At 53.1% G+C, this 22,815-nt stretch carries 20 protein-coding genes and 1 pseudogene; 7 read left to right on the top strand and 14 right to left on the bottom strand.

Annotation, left to right across the window (positions count from 1 at the left end; genetic code table 11):
• Positions 1-127: 127 nt before the first annotated feature.
• The 7 genes and pseudogenes from CWM58_RS21465 to CWM58_RS21435 form a co-directional block, all read right to left on the bottom strand.
• Positions 128-1,702, bottom strand: a pseudogene (locus CWM58_RS21465) (peptidase domain-containing ABC transporter); the annotation flags it as partial.
• The gene (locus CWM58_RS21460) at positions 1,695-2,981 is read right to left on the bottom strand and encodes an HlyD family secretion protein (protein WP_100681732.1); all 1,287 of its coding nucleotides are present in this window, start codon (positions 2,979-2,981) and stop codon (positions 1,695-1,697) included. The pseudogene CWM58_RS21465 and the gene CWM58_RS21460, both read right to left, overlap by 8 nt.
• Positions 2,982-3,062: 81 nt before the next feature.
• On the bottom strand, positions 3,063-3,428 hold the full coding sequence (locus CWM58_RS21455; protein WP_100681731.1) for a hypothetical protein: 366 nt from the start codon (positions 3,426-3,428) through the stop codon (positions 3,063-3,065).
• A gap of 315 nt (positions 3,429-3,743) precedes the next feature.
• Positions 3,744-4,778, bottom strand: a complete 1,035-nt coding sequence (locus CWM58_RS21450) for a fimbrial protein (protein ID WP_100681730.1) — start codon at positions 4,776-4,778, stop codon at positions 3,744-3,746.
• Between the two features lie 22 nt (positions 4,779-4,800).
• Positions 4,801-7,344: a fimbria/pilus outer membrane usher protein gene (locus tag CWM58_RS21445; protein ID WP_100681729.1), complete on the bottom strand. Its 2,544-nt coding sequence runs from the start codon at positions 7,342-7,344 to the stop codon at positions 4,801-4,803.
• Positions 7,345-7,379: 35 nt separating this feature from the next.
• A complete protein-coding gene (locus CWM58_RS21440) occupies positions 7,380-8,066 on the bottom strand; it encodes a molecular chaperone (protein ID WP_100681728.1) in 687 nt (228 codons plus the stop codon).
• 58 nt (positions 8,067-8,124) lie between these two features.
• Complete coding sequence (locus CWM58_RS21435; RefSeq protein ID WP_100681727.1) at positions 8,125-8,688, bottom strand: fimbrial protein; 564 nt, start codon at positions 8,686-8,688, stop codon at positions 8,125-8,127.
• Between the two features lie 479 nt (positions 8,689-9,167).
• On the opposite strand from CWM58_RS21435, the gene CWM58_RS21430 reads away from it, so the two are divergent.
• Positions 9,168-9,812 carry a winged helix-turn-helix domain-containing protein gene (locus tag CWM58_RS21430; protein WP_100681735.1) on the top strand — a complete coding sequence of 215 codons (645 nt, stop codon included), beginning with the start codon at positions 9,168-9,170 and terminating at the stop codon, positions 9,810-9,812.
• A gap of 128 nt (positions 9,813-9,940) precedes the next feature.
• On the opposite strand, the gene epmB is transcribed toward CWM58_RS21430, so the two are convergent.
• Positions 9,941-10,969, bottom strand: a complete 1,029-nt coding sequence (epmB, locus tag CWM58_RS21425; protein WP_061156046.1) for an EF-P beta-lysylation protein EpmB — start codon at positions 10,967-10,969, stop codon at positions 9,941-9,943.
• 41 nt (positions 10,970-11,010) lie between these two features.
• On the opposite strand from epmB, the gene efp reads away from it, so the two are divergent.
• The 4 genes from efp (at position 11,011) to sugE (ending at position 12,547) form a co-directional block, all read left to right on the top strand.
• Complete coding sequence (gene efp / locus CWM58_RS21420) at positions 11,011-11,577, top strand: elongation factor P (protein WP_007372714.1); 567 nt, start codon at positions 11,011-11,013, stop codon at positions 11,575-11,577.
• Between the two features lie 72 nt (positions 11,578-11,649).
• Positions 11,650-11,781, top strand: coding sequence for an entericidin A/B family lipoprotein (locus tag CWM58_RS21415; protein WP_061156045.1), 132 nt, complete (start codon positions 11,650-11,652; stop codon positions 11,779-11,781).
• A gap of 158 nt (positions 11,782-11,939) precedes the next feature.
• Positions 11,940-12,086 (top strand): lipoprotein toxin entericidin B, encoded by a 147-nt coding sequence (gene ecnB, locus CWM58_RS21410; protein ID WP_004206423.1) that lies wholly within the window; start codon positions 11,940-11,942, stop codon positions 12,084-12,086.
• A 143-nt stretch (positions 12,087-12,229) separates the two neighbouring features.
• Positions 12,230-12,547 (top strand): quaternary ammonium compound efflux SMR transporter SugE, encoded by a 318-nt coding sequence (gene sugE, locus CWM58_RS21405; RefSeq protein WP_008807209.1) that lies wholly within the window; start codon positions 12,230-12,232, stop codon positions 12,545-12,547.
• Here sugE and CWM58_RS21400 read toward each other — a convergent pair.
• The 5 genes from CWM58_RS21400 to frdA form a co-directional block, all read right to left on the bottom strand.
• Complete coding sequence (locus CWM58_RS21400; RefSeq protein ID WP_100681726.1) at positions 12,544-13,077, bottom strand: lipocalin family protein; 534 nt, start codon at positions 13,075-13,077, stop codon at positions 12,544-12,546. The two genes, sugE and CWM58_RS21400, sit on opposite strands and share 4 nt — an antisense overlap.
• 113 nt (positions 13,078-13,190) lie before the next feature.
• Positions 13,191-13,550, bottom strand: coding sequence for a fumarate reductase subunit FrdD (frdD, locus tag CWM58_RS21395; protein WP_061156043.1), 360 nt, complete (start codon positions 13,548-13,550; stop codon positions 13,191-13,193).
• Between the two features lie 10 nt (positions 13,551-13,560).
• On the bottom strand, positions 13,561-13,956 hold the full coding sequence (gene frdC, locus CWM58_RS21390) for a fumarate reductase subunit FrdC (RefSeq protein ID WP_074387291.1): 396 nt from the start codon (positions 13,954-13,956) through the stop codon (positions 13,561-13,563).
• Positions 13,957-13,966: 10 nt separating this feature from the next.
• Entirely contained in the window at positions 13,967-14,701 is a 735-nt protein-coding gene (locus CWM58_RS21385; protein ID WP_061156041.1) for a succinate dehydrogenase/fumarate reductase iron-sulfur subunit, read from the bottom strand.
• Entirely contained in the window at positions 14,694-16,484 is a 1,791-nt protein-coding gene (gene frdA, locus CWM58_RS21380; protein WP_061156040.1) for a fumarate reductase (quinol) flavoprotein subunit, read from the bottom strand. Before frdA ends, CWM58_RS21385 begins: the two co-directional genes overlap by 8 nt.
• Positions 16,485-16,758: 274 nt before the next feature.
• Between frdA and epmA the strand changes: the two genes are divergently transcribed.
• Both epmA and yjeM read left to right on the top strand, forming a co-directional pair.
• Complete coding sequence (epmA, locus tag CWM58_RS21375; RefSeq protein WP_008807206.1) at positions 16,759-17,736, top strand: elongation factor P--(R)-beta-lysine ligase; 978 nt, start codon at positions 16,759-16,761, stop codon at positions 17,734-17,736.
• A gap of 188 nt (positions 17,737-17,924) precedes the next feature.
• Positions 17,925-19,427 carry a glutamate/gamma-aminobutyrate family transporter YjeM gene (gene yjeM, locus CWM58_RS21370; RefSeq protein WP_100681725.1) on the top strand — a complete coding sequence of 501 codons (1,503 nt, stop codon included), beginning with the start codon at positions 17,925-17,927 and terminating at the stop codon, positions 19,425-19,427.
• A gap of 37 nt (positions 19,428-19,464) precedes the next feature.
• Here yjeM and mscM read toward each other — a convergent pair whose 3' ends face one another.
• Positions 19,465-22,794: a miniconductance mechanosensitive channel MscM gene (gene mscM, locus CWM58_RS21365; RefSeq protein ID WP_061156038.1), complete on the bottom strand. Its 3,330-nt coding sequence runs from the start codon at positions 22,792-22,794 to the stop codon at positions 19,465-19,467.
• Between the last annotated feature and the right edge of the window lie 21 nt (positions 22,795-22,815).

Here is a 22,815-nt window from a genome sequence, read left to right as displayed (position 1 = left end):
GCTTCGGCTTCGCGGAGAATACTGATGATCTGTTCGTCGGAAAAACGCTTCTTCATGGGGATGTCCTCATGTGGCTTATGAAGACATTACTAACATCGGGGTGTACTAATCAACGGGGAGCAGGTCAGACAAGTGCTACGGATTCGCCGGGCTCTACCGTAATATTTAAATTAGAAAAGATAGGCTGAGAAAACGGGTCATATTGATAGCAAAGGTTTTTGACTTCCAGTCTGGCCCCCGAGTCTGCAGAAAAAACCTCTCTTGCGGGAAGTTCTTGTTCCGGTTCGCTGAAAACGATCTCTGACAGACGCTCATTATGTAAAGAGAGCATGCGCAGTTGCATACAAAGATCGACCAGACTTGAAGCGCGCTGTGAGAATTGACCACGGTAGGCGTTAAAGGCCATAAACATACCGAGGGTCATATTATTATCAATAACCATGATCGCGCCTAGCCAGAGGACCGCGACCTGATCTATGGTAGTAATAAAGGTGTTTATGCCACCAAACATCATGTCGAAGCGGGTTTGTTTAATACCGGCGTTGCAGGCTTCGATATTGATATTGAGCCAGTGCTGGGAACGACGCCCCTTCAGATTGAGCGCCTTAATGGTAGAGATTCCGTACAGCGACTCCATAAAGTGCGAGCTGGAGCGGGCACCTTTTATTACCTGCTCTTCCGCTACGCGGCGATAAAAGCGATAGGTCGCCAGACGCATAATGGCATAGCAGACGGTAAAACCAACGACTACCCAGGTCAGCCAGCCGCCATACAGTGTCAGCATGATCAGCAGGCCGATAGTCATGATCGAGTCAATGATGCCGCTGACGATGCTGTTGGTAAACGTTGAGCGAATGGTATCCAGGGAGGAGAAACGCGACTGGATATCCCCCAAGTGGCGCTTTTCAAAAAAAGATAGCGGCAGGCTGGTAAGATGATCAAAAAGCGTCGTTTTCCACTGGATATTCGTTAGCGTATTCAGTGTCAATGAGGTCCAGGCACGCAGCATACTAATAAAGGTGCGAAATAGCGTAAAAAAAACCAGGCCGATACAGATGACCGATAGCAGGCTCTGATCGTGCGCCATAATCACATGGTCAGTAACAAGTTGAGTCCCAATCGGTAACAGTAAGCCAATGGCTTCAACCACTACGGAGAAGGCAAAAATTTTCAGTAGCGCTGATTTTAAGCCAACAATATTGCGCATCAGGTCTAACAGGCGCAGGCGGGACTTGGCCTTTTCCTGTTGGAAGTTGTGATCGGGCCAGAGCTCTAAGGCGATGCCGGTAAAATAATTTGACATCTCCTGATTACCGATGATGCGCTTGCCCAGCGCCGGGTCATGTACGATAAAGCTGGATTTGCGGACTTTTGTCAGAACCACATAGTGGTTCATCCCCCAGTGCAGCACGCAGGGCAGTTTAAGCTGACGGATCTCGTCCAGATCTAACGACAGTGCACGACTTTTTAAGCCTGCATGTTCCGCCGTTTTACTTAATGACATCAGCGTTACGCCCTGAGAAGGGCTGCCAAAGCGCTGGCGAAAATTAAACAGGTCAATTTCCAGTCCATAGTACCCGCAGACCATTGCCAGGCAGGCGGCACCACATTCTGCCGCTTCAGATTGTAATATTACGGGCGTTTTTTTCAGGAGAGAAAAATTAACTTTTGCAATAATTTTTTCAAACAGTTCGTTAGTCATTGATAGGGCCGCTCACGCTTTGAGAAATCTTATAAACAGGGGTAAACATCCACATATAAAGCGGGCGTTCTTCAAGAAAAACCACGGCCTGTGCTTTAAGACCATTGGATAAGCTCAACGTTTTTCCATTATGCTTAAACTGTTTATCTTTAATTTTGATGATTGCTTTATAAAGCGCCAGTTCTTGTTGTTGGCTACCATTATTAACGTTGGTGTATTCAGATAACTCCTGCCGTGATGCAGGCATGGAAGATATGGATAGAATGTTTCCTGGAAATTGACCAAATTTATCAGCAGGAAATGCATCATATCTAATATTTATAGGGTCGCCGACCTTAAGATAAGGGATGGCATTATTCGGTAACCAAAGGATAAGGTAATACTCCACATTTCCTGTTGGTTTTATCTGCGCCAAACTGCTGCCGTTTTCTACGGTCTGACCTTGCGTCGCTGATAACGATTCAATTCTACCATCACTGGTCGCTTTAATTATTAGGTTACCATTAGCGTTGGATTCCACCAGCTGGTTTTTATAGTCGTTAGCCTGATTATATTGACTAGAGATCTGGTTATCAAAATCTGCAGCTTTTGTTACTCTGTCACTATTTAACTGGGTGATTTGTGATTCCAGTTGCATCTTTTGACTAACAAGCGACTGATAAGCACTCTGTTGTTGAAAGTACAAAGAGTGCTGGTAGTTATATTGGTCTTTAGTGATTAGACCATCACTAAGATATTTGTCGTAGCTTGCAAGGTTCGCATGCATTTTTTTGAGGCCTGCTTGGGTGTTTTGCAACATCCTGTTGGTCTCTTTCAGCGAGTCGGTCGACGTTTTTAATTGCGCGTCTAATGCATTTATTGTCTGGTTTTTATTATCAACCAGTTTTTTGATAATATCATTAGAGTTTTCAATTTTTTCGTTGATAACTTCTATTTGTGCGACGCTAACGTTACCACTGGTGGTATTCCTTGATACGTCTATCTCATACAAAGGTTGATCTTTTTTCACCAGATCACCAATTTGTACATATTGTTTAATAATAAATCCTTGCTGTGGGGAGAATACGTTTATCGAGTGAGGCAAGGTAATAACTTCACCCTTAACATCTATTCTTTGGGTAAATTTACATAAGATTATTGCCGAAACTAATGCAATAAAGAACAGAGCAGATAGTAAAGCGATTGCCCAGGCAGGTAATCCAGCCAATAATAATGCTTTGCCTCTCCAGTGGTGCCTTTTATATTCAATCGCTTCCTTGCGATAAAGCTTATTATTCATATAGACTATTTCTAATTACACATGACAGGTACCGAATGGGGAAAACAAAGGCCGTGAGGCCTTTGTTTTGTTTAGTTGCTCTTAATGAACCGGTGTGAAAGTACCATCAAGAGTTTTATCCAGGAATTCTTTCATATAACCAAGAGTGCCATCCCAGCCTAATGCAAGAGAACCTACTGTCCCACCGATAGCCCCTAAAATAAAGCCAGCAATAGCACCAACACCGTTAGCGATCAAACCAAAACCAAAAATACCACCATTTGTTCCTGACTGAGTACCACCAAACCAAGCTCCGATAACAGCGGTAACGATACCACCGAGAGCCATTGCTCCGACAGCTTCTACAGCATTGCTAGCGAGCGAGGTAATAGCAGCAGACGCAGAGGAAAAATCCCAGGTATACCCACCAGAGATCGCTTCCATTTCAAATACGGTTAATTGTTTCATTACGTTTATTCCCTTAAATATTATATGGGTTGAAATTACGGGTCGATGTAATCGCCCGCTGCAGAACATTAGGTAGATCTTTAAAGATAATCAATAAAAACTTCATGAATTATATATGAATAAAGTTCTTCATTGACAACTTCATAAATAAGACAAGACGTAAATATCATCTTGAAAAATGAAGTTCAGATGTCAGTTGTTTTTTAAATTAAAGGTCTCCTTTTAATTCAATGTGAAACTTAGAGGTGGAATCTATGCTGTGTGAAATTGGGGCGTAGCTGGCGCCCCCTCGCAATGATTTTTTGAATTGAAAGGTTAATCTTCCTGAATAACGACTTCCAACATCCCTTTGACTAGCCCCAGTGTAACATCGGCGATACTGTCACTTTGTCGATAGTAGTCAGCGGTCAAATTGATGGTTTTATTGAGATCATTGCTGTTATTTATTTTATAATAATAGCTGTCGGTGTCATAGAAAGTAACAGGGCTGCCTGATAATTTGAATATGACTCCCACCTTATTAGCTGCACCTGTTCCGGTAAGCATATTGTCGACAATGCCATTACCTGAAGAACTCATCCCACCTATCGGGTTGAACCAGTAGGTCACCTTGTTACCTACTGAATCATTCGGGCAGCTAATATTCATGGCAATGGTCTTCTGCGATGGAGTTACCGCACCACGAGCAAGGGACATTAACTGACTTTTATCGATGCGATTTAGTGTGACCTGCGAGCGTGGCGTAGAAATATTACAAGAAGTAGTGCGGTAGCTAATATCTTTTATTGATATGGAAGAGACGGCATATAATAAACGATCACTAGGGCTGGGGTTGGTTTTTAAATTTCCTACAGAGAACGATACAGATGGATTTGACGTTGATTTCGTACTTGTGTCGATTACAGTTTTGGTTTTTATTAGCCATACTGTAATGAATTGATAGTTATTTTCTGATGAGCTCGAAATGGGAACCAGCGTTGAACCTGCCGCTGCGGCAACCAGAGAGCCATTTTTACTCCGTAACAGATCTGAGACCTGAAAACCGATACCATCGATCCCCGTTTCATATACCGGACCTCCCTGAAGGCCGGTGACGCCAGGAACGACGGCAGCACCGATATCAATAATATATTGGTCATCCATATTTTTATTACAAGTGAATGTTTTGTATGGTCCGGTACCGAACTTACGGCTATATAATACAGCGCCCACCGGGATGGAGGTATCCGTCGGGATTTTTACATTACTTAGCGTTAGCCCCTGGCGTTTAACATTACCATCATACGAACACTTAGCAGCAGCCTCACCGCCTAGCACCAGCAATGTTATTAGGATAAAAATTCTTTTCATCAATATATTCCCCTATGGATGACTAACGGCAAACCGCTTCGATTTGACTGATGCCAGTCGCTTTGCCTTCCCTGGCCGGTAAAGTAAATGAAGCATTGCACTGCTGCGCGGCGCTTTTGCCCCATTGGACGTTAAGAATCCCGGTCTGCTGCAACCCGGACATATAGACCATACCCGCGTCGCTGACGATACTTGGCTGCGATTTGCTGTCCCCGGCGAGCAGGACCATCGCACCATAAGGCACGTCCTGGCCATTGGCCGTTTTCAGATGCACAAAGGCCCGCTGGCCGATATTGCCGGCATAATTGGCGCGCACAATGGCGCCGCGCGTTGGAACAACGCTCTGCGTGGTTTCCGGCAGCTCCATATCTTCGCCAAGCGTGGTGCTGTCCAGTGTGATATCGGTGCGACGATAAGGAGTAACGTACGGGACGATGGCGTAACCGCGATAGTCGGTGGAGATGGTGTTATCGTTGGCCAGTCTGACGTTATCCAGCCCCGGCGCTTTAATCAGCACGGCGGCGTCGGTGATGTCCTGGCCAAGCGTGATGCCATCAGCATGGGCAAGAATGCTGCCGTTGGCGCCGTAGTCAATACGCTGGCTGTTATTGTCATAGCTGTAGCCGGCATTAACGCTGCCGCGGGCGCCGTTATAGGTCCCGCGCATATCGCCGCTGTAGTATTCCCGGTTGCTGTAACCTTGCTGCAGGCTCCACTCGAGGCTGTCGTTATCCAGCCCGACCCCCCCTATGGATACCGACTGATCGGTGGATCCTGGATTGCTGTTGGTTAACTGATAGCTGGTATAGGTACCCGGCAGCCAGTTGCTCAGCGGCAGGGTCACCGTCAGGGTGATGCGCTGATCGTCCTGGGCGTCTTTACCGGAGTTATCCCCGCTCCAGGTGTAGCGGTTATAGCTATAGCCCAGATAGTAGTTCACATTGCGGAAGCCGCCGTTGTACCCCACGCTGATCGACTTATTGGTGCGCTTATCGTCCCAGTAATCTTCAATTAACCCGCTAACGGACAGACTACCAAGGTCTTTACCCAGGCTTTGGTTAACCGTCAGGTTGGTGCGGTTACGCAGCGAGCGTGAGCTATAGTTGCCATCATTAGAATAGCTATCCAGTACCTCAGAGAGGGTATTAAACCCGCGGGTGGAATAGCGGTAGCCCGCGATGGTGACGTTAGTGCCGGTTTCGACGATGTTTTTCCCGTAACGTATCCGCCAGGACTGTCCGGAGGTCTTTTCATCGTCTTTCTTTTTCGACCATGCCTGGGTGACGTCTGCTGAGGCGGCACCAAGCTCGCCGAGGTTATAGCCGAGTCCTGTCGACAGCGCCTGGTAGCGCGAGGCCGCCTGCATACCGCCATAAAGCGTCAGGCTGCTGGAGACGCCATAGGTCGCGGTGGCCTGAGTAAAGGGGGTCTCATCAACTCCGCCATCGTAAGGACGATATTTACCAGAAGTAATCTCATACTCCAGTTGATTTTCACGTACCATCACCGGCAGCGTGGCGAACGGCACGACAAATTCTTGTTTCGACCCGTCGGACTCTTCTACGCTGACGTAAAGGTCGCCGCTACCGCCACTCGGGTACATATCAGTGATTTCAAATGCCCCTGGCGCCACGTAGGTCTGATAGACCTGATAACCGTTCTGTTTAATGACGACGCGGGCGTTAGTTTTAGCGATACCGCGAATAATCGGCGCATAGCCGCGCATACTTTCCGGCAGCATAGACGTATCGGTGGCCAGCTGAATACCAGTAAACGGCACGCTGTCGAAGATGGTCGAGAGCGATGAGCTCTCGCCCATCACCAGATTACTGTTGATCGGGCGAATGCTGCGCTGCATATAGAGATAAGCGGAATCCCAGTCCCCGGCATCGCTGTTATTCTTATTCCAGGTGCTGAGGTTACGGATACGCCAAGGGCCGACATTGAGGCCAGACTGCAGGTTCAGGCTATAGTATTCATCATTAGCCTGCATGTCGTTCGAGCCACTGAACTGGTAGTTCACCAGCAGGGCGTTGATGCCATCATCAAACTGATCCGGTGGAATATATCCCTGCGCGGTGGTGGATAAGGCCGCCTGTGGAATAGAAATATTTAAGCGCTGGGCGGTGAAGTCAAAATCCGCTTTGGTGTCCGGGATGACTGAAAAGTTTGCGCAGCCGTTTTTATCCTCGGCTAACTCAGGAAATGCTTTTATCCTTACGCCATATTCCGCCAGTGCTTTTAGACTCAGACAGGGAACCAGGGCAGGTTCGCGGCTATCGCTGCTGGCGCGATTGTTGGCGACAAACTTTATCGTCCTGGTATCCAGGTAGCGGCCATTAAACATGATATCGACCCGATAATCCCCCGGCGCTTGTGCGTTCTGGGTCTGAAATATAGATAAATCGGGAGTGGTTGATGGATCGCTACCATTCAATGAGCTAATGAATGAGGGATCGAAAAAGTCACGTGCTTGCGCTTTATTATTCAAACCAGAAAGCAATGCCGGAAGCATTGCAAGGAAAACTGTGGATAGTTTGAATAATCCATTATTCTTATTTGGCATAGACACATCCCTATAATGATAAAATAAAATTCTTATTACAGCGATGAGGAATAGAGCGACCCTGCTCCGCCATAATCATTAACGATTTTCCAGGTAATACCGGAAGCGCTGATGTTTTCTTTTAACGTGACTTCTTTGGTCGTCATTGGGGCGACCGAGTTGACCTCCGGCTTTACTTCTTTTCCGCCAATCTGGATGCTATGGAAATAGAAGAAAAAGGGCGTTGGGTTTTTGATCGTCAGCTTAGTGCCAGCTTTGCGCCATTCGAGTTTTTTCGCTTCCGTATTAGGGGAGAGATCGAAAAGCGTTTTAGGACGATAGACCAGACGCATGCGGTGGCGGACCGCCAGTTGAATAGTGTTGGCGCTGGCTTTCTCATCATCTGCCGGAGGAATCGCCATCACGTTAAAATAGTACATAGATTCCCGGTCGGTCGGAGCATTTACGTTTCCGGTAGAAAACAGACGAACCGTATTCTGTTGCTTCCCTTCAAGCCGAAATAGTGGCGGGGTAGCCATAAATGAGGGGGGTTTACCGGCCGGGGCCTCAACCCAGGATTTAATCAGATAGGGGATGTCATCTTTATTTTCTATTTGAGCGGTAATTTCGCGCGCACCTTCTTTATAGAGGTAGCGAGTGGATTCAACTACAATACCGGCATGGGCAATACTGCTGAGGAGTAATGCACAGGAGGCGGTGAAAGTTAATAAAGTCCTGAACATGGCTTTTCTCTGAATGCAAAAAAGGGCCCGCCGTGAAGCGGGACCCTTCGGGGAAAAATTAAAGGGTATAATCGATAGTAAAGGTCGCAACACCTTTAACCGGACCTTCGGTAACCGGGGTGGCAGCGTTCACTTTCACATAACCAGTTTTGTATTTCAGCTGAGTGCCGTTGGTAGCAGAGTAGGTTTCAGTCATGGTGTCAGAACCATCGAAGGCTACGCGATGCGCATCGCTGACGCGCTGGATACCGATACCAATACCGGATGCGCCATTAGCAGCGGTGTTGTCCAGGATGGTTTTATCGCTGGAAGTGGTGCCAGAAACGTTTACAGTCACGCCGGTAACCGGAGTGGCGCTGCCCTGTGCACAATCTTTCACGTCAAAACCGAAGTCCTGCTCTTTGAACAGAGTACCGGCCGCCTGACCATTCGCTTCAACAGTGGTCACAGTGATCAGCTGAACGATACCGTTGTTCAGGGTACCCGTCGGAGTCACGACGCAAGAGTTAGCCGCATCAGCTACTTCACCCAGCACAGTTACCTGAGCAGTGTTAGTTGCCATTGCCTGAGCACTCAGAACTGCAGATGCAGCGACCATTACAGCTACGATTGTCTTTTTCATTTAATTAATCCATATATAGATACTTAGTCCTGTGTAGAATCGATAACAGTTATCAAGGGAATGGAGTATGCATTCGCATTGATATTGAAAATAAGCGCCAGCATTCCTTTATATAGTGCTGAGACTAATCATCCTGTTGAACGACGCTACCATATCGCTTGCCATAGCGAACCATGGGAAAGCGGGGGTAATTTAAAAGTCTGGTGCAAAAAATGCTTGTGAATTCTTTATGAAATGCCCGTGAATTTAATGCTTTTATACTATGTTGATATATGGCCTCTATTTTAGATGAATTTAATCTGAAAATTCGGAGGCTAAACGAGATAACTGTCGCATGTCTTTTTATGTGCTGTATCCTGTGCGATGACAGTCAATATGAACTGCACTTCCCACTTTTTGAAGGGGATAATGTTTATGTTATAGTTTGGCTGATTATATTTGATTCTATTATGGATAACGGTGTTTCGTGGGGCAGGGATATGGATGATGCTGTATTATTTAATGGGTGTATGATTAATCATGAGATTGTCTTTAATGCCAATATGAATGAATTACGACCGCTTTCTGGCGACGGAGAGTGTGTCACCCTGAATGCGCCCACCGCCAGATGCTTACTTTTACTCTTACAGAATAGCGGCAAAGTGATTTCTCGGGATGAGTTTCTGGCGGCCGTCTGGGAAAATAGAGGGGTAGTGGTTTCACAAAATACGTTCTATCAAAATATCTCTTTGCTGCGAAAATCGTTGCTCAAAGCTGGGCTCTCTGAGGATATCATCATCACCGTCAGGCAAAAAGGGTTTAGCGTCGCGCCAGATACTCTGATCATCCCTCTCTCTGATGAAGAGTGTGAGAATATGAATCGGGTAACATTAACGCATTATAAGAATAATAAGGTTGCCGATGTTATTACTGAGAGTAGAGAGCATTCTGACGAACAATTAGGTATTCTACTAACTGAAAATTCAGCAATTCAGAGTGATAATTTGATAGAAAATAAAGCGGAGATAGCAGGAAAAGAATCGGAGCGATTACATGTGAATTTTAAGGTGCCCACATGGTTAATCGCACTGATCATGGTGATGATTGTGATTAATATTATTGTACTGGTGGTGCTGCACCGATAGTTCGTCGCCGCTGAAGTTTATACATGCTATGCAATAACAGGGGAGACGGTTACCTTAATCTGCATCCTAAACGATAGTTCCAAATAGATTGTCTGCCAGGCTGGCTGGCAGACGAAGGTGTCTGGCGATTATCGCTGCTTCAGCCCTAAATCCAGCGGCGTCTTGCTGGGTTCCCCGCCGATCTCGCGCGCCAGCTTCGGCACCATATAGCCGGAGATGAGGGTCAATAGTTCACGCATGATTTCACGTGCTTCATCATCGCTGACCATGAAGTGCGCCGCCCCCTGTACCCGGTCCAGCACATGAAGGTAATAGGGCATCACCCCGGCATCGAACAGCGCATTGCTGAGGTCAGCCAGGGTTTGCGCGTTGTCGTTCACTCCGCGTAGCAACACGCTCTGGTTGAGCAGCGTGACGCCCGCCTGGCGCAGCATGGCCATCGCCTCACGAAACTCAGCATCAATTTCATTAGCATGATTGACGTGGTTAACCAGGATCACCTGCAGCGATGAACGCTGGAAGCGACTGGCGAGCGTTTCGGTGATGCGCGCCGGGATCACAATCGGCAGGCGACTGTGAATACGCAGACGCTTAACGTGCGGAATAGCTTCCAGCTGGGTCATCAGCCAGTCGAGCTCATGGTCCTTCGCCATCAGCGGGTCGCCGCCGGAGAAGATGATTTCATCGAGCTGCGGATGCTCAGCTATGTAGTTCATCGCCGTCTGCCAGTTGCGCCTGGTGCCCTGATTTTCGGCATAAGGGAAGTGGCGGCGGAAGCAGTAACGACAATTTACCGCACAACCGCCTTTCACCAGCAGCAGCGCCCGGTTGCGATACTTATGCAGCAGGCCGGGCACTACACTGTGCTGTTCTTCCAGCGGATCGGTGGAGTAGCCGGGGGCGACGATAAACTCTTCCTCGGCGGTAAGTACCTGACGAAGCAGCGGATCGTTAGGGTTGCCTTTCTCCATGCGGGCGATAAACGCGCGTGGGACGCGCAGCGGGAACAGGCGTCTGGCCTCGCGTCCGGCCAGCAGTTTTTCATCAGCGTCTACATTTAAAAGACGCAGCAGTTCATCAGGACTGGTCACAACATTGGCAAGTTGCGTTATCCAATCTTCTCTGGATGGGGTATTTAGGGTTACAATATGCGCCATTTTGTGGCTTAGCTACCAGTTAAACAATTTCAGAGGGCCTTATGGCGACTTACTATAGCAACGATTTTCGTGCTGGTCTTAAAATCATGTTAGATGGCGAACCTTATGCGGTCGAAGCCAGCGAATTCGTTAAACCAGGTAAAGGCCAGGCGTTTGCGCGCGTTAAGCTGCGCCGCCTGCTGACTGGCACCCGCGTTGAGAAAACCTTCAAATCTACCGATTCCGCAGAAGGCGCGGACGTTGTCGATATGAACCTGACTTACCTGTACAACGACGGTGAGTTCTGGCACTTCATGAACAACGAAACTTTCGAACAGCTGTCTGCTGACGCGAAAGCGATCGGTGACAACGCTAAATGGCTGCTGGATCAGGCTGAGTGCATCGTGACCCTGTGGAACGGCCAGCCGATCTCGGTCACTCCGCCGAACTTCGTTGAACTGGAAATCGTTGAAACCGATCCAGGTCTGAAAGGCGACACCGCGGGTACCGGCGGTAAACCAGCGACTCTGTCTACTGGCGCCGTGGTTAAAGTTCCGCTGTTCGTCCAGATTGGCGAAGTGATCAAAGTGGATACTCGCTCTGGCGAATACGTATCCCGCGTGAAATAATTTCGCGTCATGATGACTGGCGCAGCCTCCGTGCTGCGCTGCTCTTTCCGTACAGGCACGACGAGCTCGAACATGAAGCGCAGCGTAAAACTTCTGGTGTTACTCATTCTGAGCAGCGCACTACTGGCTGGCTGCAATACCGCCCGCGGTGTGGGTGAAGATATCCAGGGCTTGGGGCACGCCATCTCTCACGCTGTGAGCTAAATTTCCTTCCGTTTCGCCAGTAGCGATTGCCTCCCGGTGTGCCAGCTTCCTCCACGAATACTCCTTTTCTCTTAAAAAACGCAAAGATCCCTTCATCTGTGGACGGTTTGTCTATGCTTATAGGGCATGAAAACAAAACTGACACTAAGGATGACATTATGGTGAAAAAAACGATTGCAGCGTTCTTTACGGTTTTGGTCCTCTCTTCAGCACTGACTGCTTGTAACACTACGCGCGGAGTGGGTCAGGATATTTCCGAAGGCGGCAGCGCAATCTCTGGCGCAGCAACCAAAGCTCAGCAATAAACGCCGTCGACGGTACGGTTTTACGCCGTACCGTTCTTCACTTCCCCCATCCTGTTGGCTATACTCACTGCGACTTTTCATCCACCTTACGGGACGACCCGTAGGCGTTTCTCATCCGGGGACGGCCCCAGCAAAGGAGCCTTATGTCCTGGATTGTCTTGTTTATCGCTGGTCTGCTGGAAGTGGTATGGGCCGTCGGCCTGAAATATACCCATGGCTTTAGCCGGCTGGTTCCCAGCGTCATCACCATCGTGGCGATGGTCGTCAGCATGGCGTTGCTTTCGTGGGCGATGAAAACCCTGCCTGTCGGTACCGCCTACGCGGTCTGGACCGGAATCGGCGCCGTGGGCGCCGCAGTGACCGGTATTGTGCTGTTGGGTGAATCCGCCAGCGCTATGCGTATCGCCAGTCTCGCCTGCATCGTGGTCGGCATCATTGGCCTGAAGATTAGCGCGCACTAGTTGTAGCGCTGATTGACCCAGATCAGTTTGCTGACATCAAAGCCCTGCCGGGTAGCAATATTCAGCATCTGCTGCCTGACCTCCGGAGCGATGGTGGGCGCCCGCGCCAGCAGCCAGAGATAGTCGCGATCGGGGCCGCATACCAGCGCGTAACGATACTCCTTATCCAGCGCAATGACGTTATAGCTGCCGTAGAAAGGGCCGAAGAAGGAGATCTTCAGTGCGGCGCGGCTGGGCTCCCCGGTAAAGTACGCCACCCCGTCCGTTTTCTGCCACATACCGCGGTCGGGGTTATAGCCTTTATTGACCACGTCCAGGCCGCCGTCATCGCGTGGGTGCCAGGTGATCGTGACCTTTTCCAGCCCGCTTTCAAAAGGGTGGTCAAAGCGGGCGATTTCATACCAGGTACCCAGATAGCGTTGAACGTCGAAGGGACTGACCACGGTGACGCCCGGCGGCGGGGTGGGCGTGCTGCAGGCGACAGACAGGAACGAGACGGCAATCGCGGTGATTATCGGCAGGATACGCATGGCATGCTCCTTGCTGGCTTTTAAGCTAAGTGTAGAGTCCAGCAGGGAAAATGCGGCAAGATTTTTACATGAAGCGAGCCCGGTAGCAGAAATGCGGCCGGGCTCTTGCAGGATCAGATAAACAGTACGCCAACGAGGGTGATGACGCTGAGGATTGCTGCCAGGCCGTAGAAGACCCACTTACCGTTGGGCACATGGATTTTCAGGTCGTGCATGGCGTGGTGAATACGGTGTAGACCGCACCACAGCGGCAGGACAATCATCAGAAACAGGAACGCGCGGCCGATAAAGCTTTGGGCAAAGGCCAGCACGCGTTCATAGCTGAAGGCGTCGGCCGGGGCGAGCCCCAGCGGCAGCAAGATGCCGACCAGCAACACCATCACCGGCGCGACAATCGCGCCCCACATACCGCCAGCGCCAAACAGCCCCCAGAATACGGGCTCGTCGGAACGTTTTGGATTGGGATTAATCATCTCAGCCTCCTTACCAGAACAGAGCGACAAACAGGACTACCACGGTGACCACTGCCGTCACCACCCAGAGCCCTTTAATGACCGGCTCTGGCCCCATTTTTTCGCCTTTGATGATGACGTTGGCGGCTTTCGGCGCCAGCTCAAACCAGGTTTTGGTGTGCAGCAGCGCCGCCGCCAGAGTGATCAGATTGAGGATCACCACCACCGGGTTTTGCAGGAATCCGATATATCCCGCCCAGCTTTCGGCGCCGTGCTTGAGGGCAAACAGCCCGTAAATCAGCACAATGCTAAACCATACCGTCGGTACCGCCGTGCCTTCCCGCACCATGTAGAAGCGATAAAACGGCAGTTTTTTCCACCAGGTGGAGGTCATCGGCCGCACGTAGGGTTTGCGTTTCGTCGTCATAATGCACTCCTTAGCGTGGTTTCAGGGTCGCGATAAGAAAGTCTTTCGAGCTTTCCACCTTGCCCTGCTGGATCGCGGCCGCCGGGTCGACGTGCTTCGGACACACTTCCGAGCAGTAGCCCACGAAAGTGCAGGTCCAGACGCCGTTCTGGCCGTTAAGCTGCGCCATACGTTCCTTTTTGCCGTGGTCGCGGCTGTCTTCGTTGTAGCGGTGGGCGAGCGTGATCGCCGCCGGGCCGATGAACTCCGGGTTCAGGCCGAACTGCGGGCAGGCGGCATAGCACAGCCCGCAGTTGATGCAGCCGGAGAATTGATGGTATTTGGCCATCTGGGCTGGGGTCTGCTTGTTTGGCCCCTGGTCCGGCGTGCGGTTATTGCCGATGATATACGGCTTAATGGCCTCCAGGCTTTCGATAAAGTGGGTCATATCCACCACCAGATCGCGCTCGATTGGGAAGTTGGCCAGCGCCTCAACCTTTAAACCTTTGGTGTAATCACGCAGGAAGGTTTTGCAGGCCAGCTTCGGCACCTTGTTGACCATCATGCCGCAGGAGCCGCAGATCGCCATCCGACAGGACCAGCGGTAGCTCAGGTCCGGCGCCAGGTTGTCTTTAATGTAACCCAGCGCGTCCAGCAGCGAGGTTTGCTCATCATAGGGCACGTCATAGAACGCGCTATGCGGTGCGGTGTCGACCTCCGGGTTGTAGCGCACCACTTCGACTTTCAGGGTTTTCAGCTCAGCCATGGGTGGTCTCCTTCTTCTCGGCCGCTTCCGCTTCGGCGCCATAAACACGTTTTGCCGGTGGCAGCGTGGTGATCTTCACGTCGCCATATTCCAGACGGGTGGTGCCATCGGCCTCGCGGAAGGCGAGGGTGTGCTTGAGGAAGTTGACGTCGTCGCGCTCGGTACAGCCTTCATCCAGACGCTGATGCGCACCGCGCGATTCTTTACGCGCGATGGCCGAGTGCGCCATACATTCGGCAACGTTCAGGCCGTGGCCCAGCTCAATGGTGTAAAGCAGGTCGGTGTTGAATACGCTGGAGTTGTCGGTAATGCGCACGCGCTTAAAGCGTTCCTGCAGCTCAGCCAGCTTATCGATAGTTTTCTGCATCAGCTCCGGCGTACGGTAGATGCCGCAGCCTTCCTCCATCGACAGGCCCATTTCGTCACGGATTTTCGCCCAGTTTTCGTTACCTTCCTGGTTCACGAGCGCTTTTAGACGTTGCTCCACATCCGCAGCCTGCGCATCCAGTGCGGCGCTATTCGCCTCGGTCGTCTGAGCGGCGCGCTGCATGGCCTGTTCCCCGGCCAGACGGCCGAAGACCACCAGCTCGGCCAGCGAGTTGGAACCCAGACGGTTGGCGCCGTGCAGACCGACGGACGAGCATTCGCCCACGGCAAACAGCCCTTTAATCCGGGTTTCGCATTGCTGATCGGTTTCGATACCGCCCATGGTGTAGTGCGCGGTCGGTCGCACCGGAATCGGCTCTTTCACCGGGTCGACGCCGACGTAGGCTTTCGCCAGCTCACAGATAAACGGCAGGCGCTCCAGCAGCTTTTTCTCGCCGAGGTGGCGGAGATCGAGATAGACCACGTCACCGCGTGGCGTCGGGATGGTGTTCCCTTTCCGCCATTCGTGCCAGAAGGCCTGGGAAACTTTGTCGCGTGGACCCAGCTCCATATATTTGTTCTTCGGTTCGCCGAGCGGGGTTTCCGGGCCCATGCCGTAATCCTGCAGGTAGCGATAGCCGTTTTTGTTGACCAGAATCCCGCCTTCCCCACGGCAGCCTTCGGTCATCAGGATCCCGGAGCCCGGCAGACCGGTCGGGTGATACTGAACAAATTCCATATCGCGCAGCGGCACGCCATGGCCCAGCGCCATACCCATACCATCACCAGTAACGATGCCGCCGTTGGTGTTGTAGCGATAGACGCGCCCGGCACCGCCGGTGGCCAGCACGACCGCGTTGGCGCGGATCTGCACCAGGGTGCCTTCCATCATATTCATCGCCACCAGGCCGCGGGCCTGCCCGTCATCGACCAGCAGGTCAAGGACGAAGTGTTCATCAAAGCGTTGAATTTGGGGAAACTGAAGGGAGGTCTGGAAGAGGGTATGCAGCATGTGGAAGCCGGTTTTATCGGCGGCAAACCAGGTGCGTTCGATTTTCATACCACCGAAGCGCCGGACGTTGACGCTGCCGTCAGGGCGGCGGCTCCACGGGCATCCCCACTGTTCCAGTTGGGTCATTTCCGTCGGGCAGTGATGAACGAAATAGTCGACGACATCCTGCTCGCACAGCCAGTCGCCTCCGGCGACGGTGTCGTGAAAATGGTACTCAAAGCTATCGTGATCCTGGGCAACGGCTGCGGATCCCCCTTCTGCAGCGACCGTATGGCTGCGCATCGGATAGACTTTAGAAATCAGGGCGATTTTGGCATTGGGGTTGGCCTGTGCGGCGGCGATAGCGGCACGAAGGCCTGCTCCGCCGGCACCAATTACGGCGAGATCGGCTTGAAAAGTTTGCACGACATTCCTCCAGTTTTAGTGTATTTCGCCGCCGGGCTGGCGAAAAAGTATCACTGCTCCTTTATAGGTACAGGAGTATAGCCGTAGGGTCAGTATGGAAAATTGACGTGTTCGATTTTTTTATCGATATGTGCGGTTATTTATCAGTGATATTTATGCATTCAGGTTAACGATAGATTAATGGCATGTAATCTGCCGGGGATTGCACAAAATTTGTTTCACTCGCCGGTTGCGAGTAGACTTCGTGCCCTTGTTTGTAACCGGAGAAAGTACCATGAGCGAGACGGCAACCTGGCAGCCGAGCGCACCCATTCCCAATCTGTTGAAACGCGCGGCGGTGATGGCGGAAATTCGCCGTTTCTTTACCGATCGCGGCGTGCTGGAGGTGGAGACGCCTTGCATGAGTCAGGCGACGGTAACGGATATTCATTTGTTCCCGTTCGAAACCCGTTTCGTCGGCCCGGGCCATTCACAGGGACTCAATCTGTACCTGATGACCAGTCCGGAATACCATATGAAGCGCCTGCTGGCGGCGGGCTGCGGTCCGGTTTTCCAGTTGTGTCGCAGCTTTCGTAATGAAGAGATGGGCCGGCATCACAATCCGGAGTTCACCATGCTGGAGTGGTATCGTCCGTGCTATGACATGTATCGCCTGATCAACGAGGTGGACGACCTGCTGCAGCAGGTGCTGGAGTGTCAGCCAGCGGAAAGCCTCTCCTATCAGCAGGCGTTCCAGCGTCATCTGGATATTGATCCGCTCTCTGCTGATAAAACGCAGCTGCGTGAAGTCGCGGCGAAGCTGGATTTAAGCAATATCGCCGATACTGAAGAAGATCGCGACACGCTGCTGCAACTGTTGTTCACCATGGGCGTGGAGCCGCACATCGGCAAAGATCGGCCGACGTTTATCTATCATTTCCCGGCCACCCAGGCCTCTTTAGCGCAGATCAGCCCGGAAGATCATCGGGTCGCTGAGCGCTTCGAGGTTTACTACAAAGGTATTGAGCTGGCGAATGGTTTCCACGAGCTGACCGATGCCCGCGAACAGCGCCTGCGATTCGAGCAGGACAACCGCAAACGCGCCGCGCGCGGCCTTCCGCAGCAGCCTATCGATAACAACCTGCTGGCGGCACTAGAGGCGGGCCTGCCGGACTGCTCCGGCGTGGCGCTGGGCGTTGACCGTGTGGTGATGCTGGCGCTGGGTGCCGAAAGCATCGGCGAGGTGATCGCCTTTACGGTCGACCGCGCCTGATGGCGCTGTCACCTCCTGCCGCCTTAGAGCGGGGGAGGTGACAGACCCGCCCTGACCGATCCTCCCTCACGCTATCCCGGTTTTCGCCCGAATACCCACAATCTCCTTCCGTGCTTTTGCTACTATCCGCGCTCATTTTTTGAGGCCAGGTGTTGCCTGTTGGGCGATGCCCACGTTTGGATAGATTTATGCATCAACAATTCAAGAAGATGAGCCTGATTGGGCTGATTCTGATGATCTTCACTTCGGTGTTTGGCTTTGCCAACAGCCCGTCGGCGTTTTATCTGATGGGCTACAGTGCGATGCCGTTTTATCTTTTTTCCGCCCTCTTTTTCTTTATTCCGTTCGCGCTGATGATGGCGGAGATGGGCTCGGCTTATCGTCGCGAAGAGGGCGGGATCTATTCCTGGATGAACCACAGCGTCGGGCCGCGCTTTGCTTTCATCGGCACCTTTATGTGGTTTGCGTCGTACGTGGTGTGGATGGTGAGTACGGCGGCTAAAATTTGGGTGCCGTTATCCACCTTTTTGTTTGGCGCGGACAAAACCCAGACCTGGGCGCTGGCTAGCCTGACCCCGACGCAGACGGTGGGCATTCTGGCAGCCTGCTGGATGGGCATCGTGACCTTTATTGCCGTCAAAGGGATCAATAAAATCGCCAAAATCACCGCCGTCGGCGGTATCGCGGTGATGGGGCTTAACCTGGTGCTACTGCTGGTGAGTGGGGCGATCCTCCTGCTCAACGGCGGCCATTTCGCCCAACTGTTAAACTTCACCCTTTCACCTAATCCCGGGTATCAGTCGGGCATGGCGATGCTGTCGTTTGTGGTATTTGCCATCTTTGCCTATGGCGGAATTGAGGCGGTCGGCGGCTTAGTGGATAAGACCGATAAGCCGGAAAAGAACTTTGCCAAAGGCATTATCATCGCGGCGATCGTTATCTCGGTCGGTTACTCGCTGGCGATTGTGCTGTGGGGCGTGAGCGCCAACTGGCAGCAGGTGCTTGGCGCGCGTTCGACCAACCTCGGCAACATCACCTATGTGCTGATGACCAGCCTTGGGACGACGCTCGGCCAGGCTCTGCACCTGACGCCAGAGTCGGCGGCCCTGACCGGAGTCTGGTTCGCCCGTATTACCGGCCTGTCGATGTTTCTCGCCTACACCGGCGCGTTCTTCACCCTCAGCTATTCGCCCCTGAAAGCGATTATTCAGGGCACGCCAAAAGCGCTCTGGCCGTCGGTGATGACCCGTCTTAACGTCAACGGCATGCCTGCCGCGGCGATGTGGCTGCAGTGCCTGCTGGTCGGGGTGTTTATTGTGCTGGTGTCGTTCGGCGGGGATAGCGCTTCGGCGTTTTATAACAAGCTGACGCTGATGGCCAATGTCTCCATGACCTTGCCCTACCTGTTCCTGACCATCGCCTTCCCGTTCTTCAAGGCGAAAACGCATCTCGACCGGCCGTTCGTGATTTTCAAAAACCGACCGTCGACGCTGCTGGCGACCGGCGTGGTGTTGCTGGTGGTGACCTTCGCCAATATCTTCACCATTATCCAACCCGTCATCGACAGCGGGGACTGGAACAGCACCCTGTGGATGGTCGGTGGGCCGATCTTCTTCTCACTGCTGGCGCTGGGGATCTACGAAAGCTACCGTCGGCGCATGGCGTCCGGCGCGCTGGTGATGGAGAGTTAGAGAGACTGCCCGGCGTTGCTGCCGGGCAGGTGATGACTTACAGTCCGCCAGCTGTACGGCGGCTGGTTTTCCCGGCCGAGGTCATGGTTTTACTGCTTTGTCTGCCGTCGATACTTTCCAGACGCATCTGGAACGGAGGGAACGGCATATCAATGCCATGCTCGCGGAAGCCCGCCAGGATCAACTGATGCATCTCATGACGCAGCGGCATGCGGTGCCCCATCTCGGCGGCAAAAATACGCAGCTCGAAAATCTGGATCCCCTGCTGCAGGTCGACGAGAAACGCCTCTGGTGCTGGGGTATCGATGACCAGCGAGCAACGATGCGCCGCGGCGATGAGAATTTTCGTTACCTCATCGGTATCGGCGTCCACGGGGGCCGGCACCGTCAGCACCACGCGGGTGACCGAGTCCGACAGCGACCAGTTGATAAACTGTTCGGTAATGAACGCCTTGTTCGGCACGATAATCTCTTTCCGGTCCCAGTCGCTGATGGTGGTCGCACGGGTATTAATGCGGGTGACGCTGCCCGTCAGGTCGCGAATGGTGACCGTATCGCCGATACGGATCGGCTTCTCAAACAGGATAATCAGGCCGGAGATAAAGTTGGCGAAGATCTCCTGCAGGCCAAAGCCGAGACCCACACCCAGCGCGGCGACCAGCCACTGCAGCTTCGACCACTCAATACCGATCATCGAGAAGCCCACCAGCCCGCCGACGAGCATCAGCAGATACTTGGTGATGGTGGTGATGGCGTAGCCGGTGCCGGGCGTTAAATCGAGATGCTGGAGGATCGCCAGCTCCAGCAGCGCGGGCAGGTTGCGTACCAGCTGAGTGGTGATGATCAGCACCAGAATGGCAATCAACACCGCGCCAAGCGTGATCGGCTCAAGGCTTTCCACCCCTTGTACCGTCGAGGTCACGTCCCACAGCGAGATATTCTCAAGGAAGCCAAACGCCGAGTGAATTTCCGACCACAGCACGATGACCGACAGCAGTGCAATCAGCATCAGCAGGGAGCGCACAAGCCGCAGCGACTGAGTACTGATGGCATCGAGGTCGACCTCGCTGATCTCCGTTTCCACCGACCCCTCCGGGCTGCTGACGTGAACGGGCTCATCTTCGCCGCGGGCACGCTGAGCGAGAATTTCCGCGCGACGGTGGCGGGCCCGGTCGAAGGCCAGCCGGCGGCGCTGGATCAGCATCCAGCGGCGGATGATGTGATAGACCACCAGCAGCAGGAACCAGATGGCGACCGAGGTTTCCAGACGTGCAAGCAGCGCCTGGGCGGTGGCGAGATAGCCGACGGCAGCCGCCAGCATGGCCACCAGCGGGGCGCCAAGCATCAGGTTCCACAGCAGGCGGTTCACCATATTCTCGCCATTCCCCTCTTTATCCAGATAGAGCGGAATACCGGCGTGCTTAAGGCTCAGCGTGACCACCGCCAGCGCGCCGCAGATCAACAGGAAGCACAGGCGGCCCAACGAAGCGGAGAATTCGCGGTCGTTAAGATTATCAAACATGATCAGCGCCATAATCAGCGGCACAATCAGCCCGATGCTCATCAGGTAGTAGCGCATCGCTTTCGCCACGCGGTTACGCGGCCAGCCGAAGTGGGCGATAAACAGCCCGTTTGGCCGGGCGAAGGTGGCGCAGATCATCACCACCCACAGCAAAGGCACGGTCGCCGTGACCCCATCGCCTATCGCCACCGCCAGCGGGAAGGGCCAGGCGGACTGCAGGCCATAGCCGAGCGTCATCCACAGCACCGGCAGCGGCGAGGCCACCAGTATCGACCAGAAGACCGTGCGCAGCGTCAGCCAGAAGTGATCCTGGGTGACTTTCCCCACCCGGGCGCTGGAGCGCTCAAGGAAGCGGGTGAAATGGCGCCGCGAGCTGATGCTGAAGCCAACCAGCAGCAGGGCGGCAAACAGCGGTAGCAGAGTCTCTTTGCTGGTGAGCATCATCGCGCTGGCTTTGCCCAGTTCGCTGATGGTATCCAGGGAGATCAGGCGCCGCAGATCCTGGACAATCTCCAGCGGCCAGGAGAAGCCGATAGGGCTAACGTCCGAAGTCCAGAACAGATAGCGGTGAGTCGCTTCGTTGATCTCTTTCAGCGCGTCTTCCAGCTGGCCGTTGGCGACCTTCAGCTTGGTGAGCTCCAGCATCAGGGTATCGCCGCCGCGCAGCAGCGAGTTCAGCAGCTCGTTCTGCGTGCGCAGCTGCGCCTGCAGGATTTTGTTCTGCTCGCTGGTCAGCGGTTCGCCGTCGGCCTGACGGATCTGCCGCAGCTGCGGCTGCTTACTGAGTAAATCTTCAAAGCGCAGACGCTGCACGCGCAACTGCGCCATTTCCGTATCCAGCTGCTGTGGGCGAGGGCGCTCCGGCAGCCGCGCTACCTGGGCGCGCAGGGCTTCGCCCAGCAGGTTGGAAGAGCCCAGCCACTGCGATTGCTCGCGCAGGGTGTTTAACGCCTGGCGCACCTGCAGCGTTTGATTCGTCGCCTGCCGCTGCTGGGACGCCACCAGATCCATGCGCTGCGCCTGCTGGTTCAGCGCCTGGGAGAGCTCCCGGTTGACCTTGAACTGCGCGTTGATGTCCGGCGGCAGGTTTTCACTGTTCTCCGCCAGCAGTTCGGTGCTCTCCAGCGCCTTTTCCGCTTCCCGCTGGCGCTGGCTGTTCTGTAGATTGCGCAGCGCCTGCAAATAGGCATCCAGTTGTTCGCTCTGCTTTTGTGCCAGCTCGGAACGAGCGCGCGACAGCTCCTGGCGGTTGTTGGCGGAAAGCTGGGCGAGGTCGAGTTCATCCACCAGCGCCTTCAGGCGCGCCGATTCCGCCTGCAGGGCAAGATTTTGCGCCTGGGCGAGAGCATTGTTGCCGGTTTGCGTGCCGATGCGGCGCTCAACCTCATTGAGCTGACGACGGGCATCGGTTTGCTGTTGCGGCAGCTGGTTCAGGGAGTCGGCGATTTCACGCGCGCGATCCTGCTCCTGCTGCGCCTGGCGGCTCGATTCCAGCAGCTGGCTGCTGACCTGCAGGATCTCCTGGTTCAGCGCATCGGCGGTCAGGCCGGTTGGCACCTGGCGCGGTTCTTCGCTCAGATTGTTGAGCTGGGAGCGCAGGCTTTGAAACAGTTTGGGGAAATTATCGATAACGTCCTGATACTGACGGGCGCGCTCGAGGGACGATTTTTGCTCCTCAAGCGCGTTCAGCGCGGACTGCAGAACTTCAACGGTTTCAGGCTGGGCGGGCTTTGCCGCCTTCGCCTGTTCCAGTTCCTGGGTTATCTGTTTAGCATCCGGGGCTGTCGCAGCGTACGCCCCGAAACTGAGGCTCAAGGCCAACAGGAAAGTGTATATCAGGCGCACGGCATAACCCTTTTTGCTGAA

The organism is Klebsiella sp. H-Nf2, from assembly GCF_002806645.1.
Taxonomy (GTDB): domain Bacteria; phylum Pseudomonadota; class Gammaproteobacteria; order Enterobacterales; family Enterobacteriaceae; genus Klebsiella; species Klebsiella variicola.
Note: the sequence above shows the minus strand (reverse complement) of the source record. Positions and strands in the feature narration are given on the sequence as shown.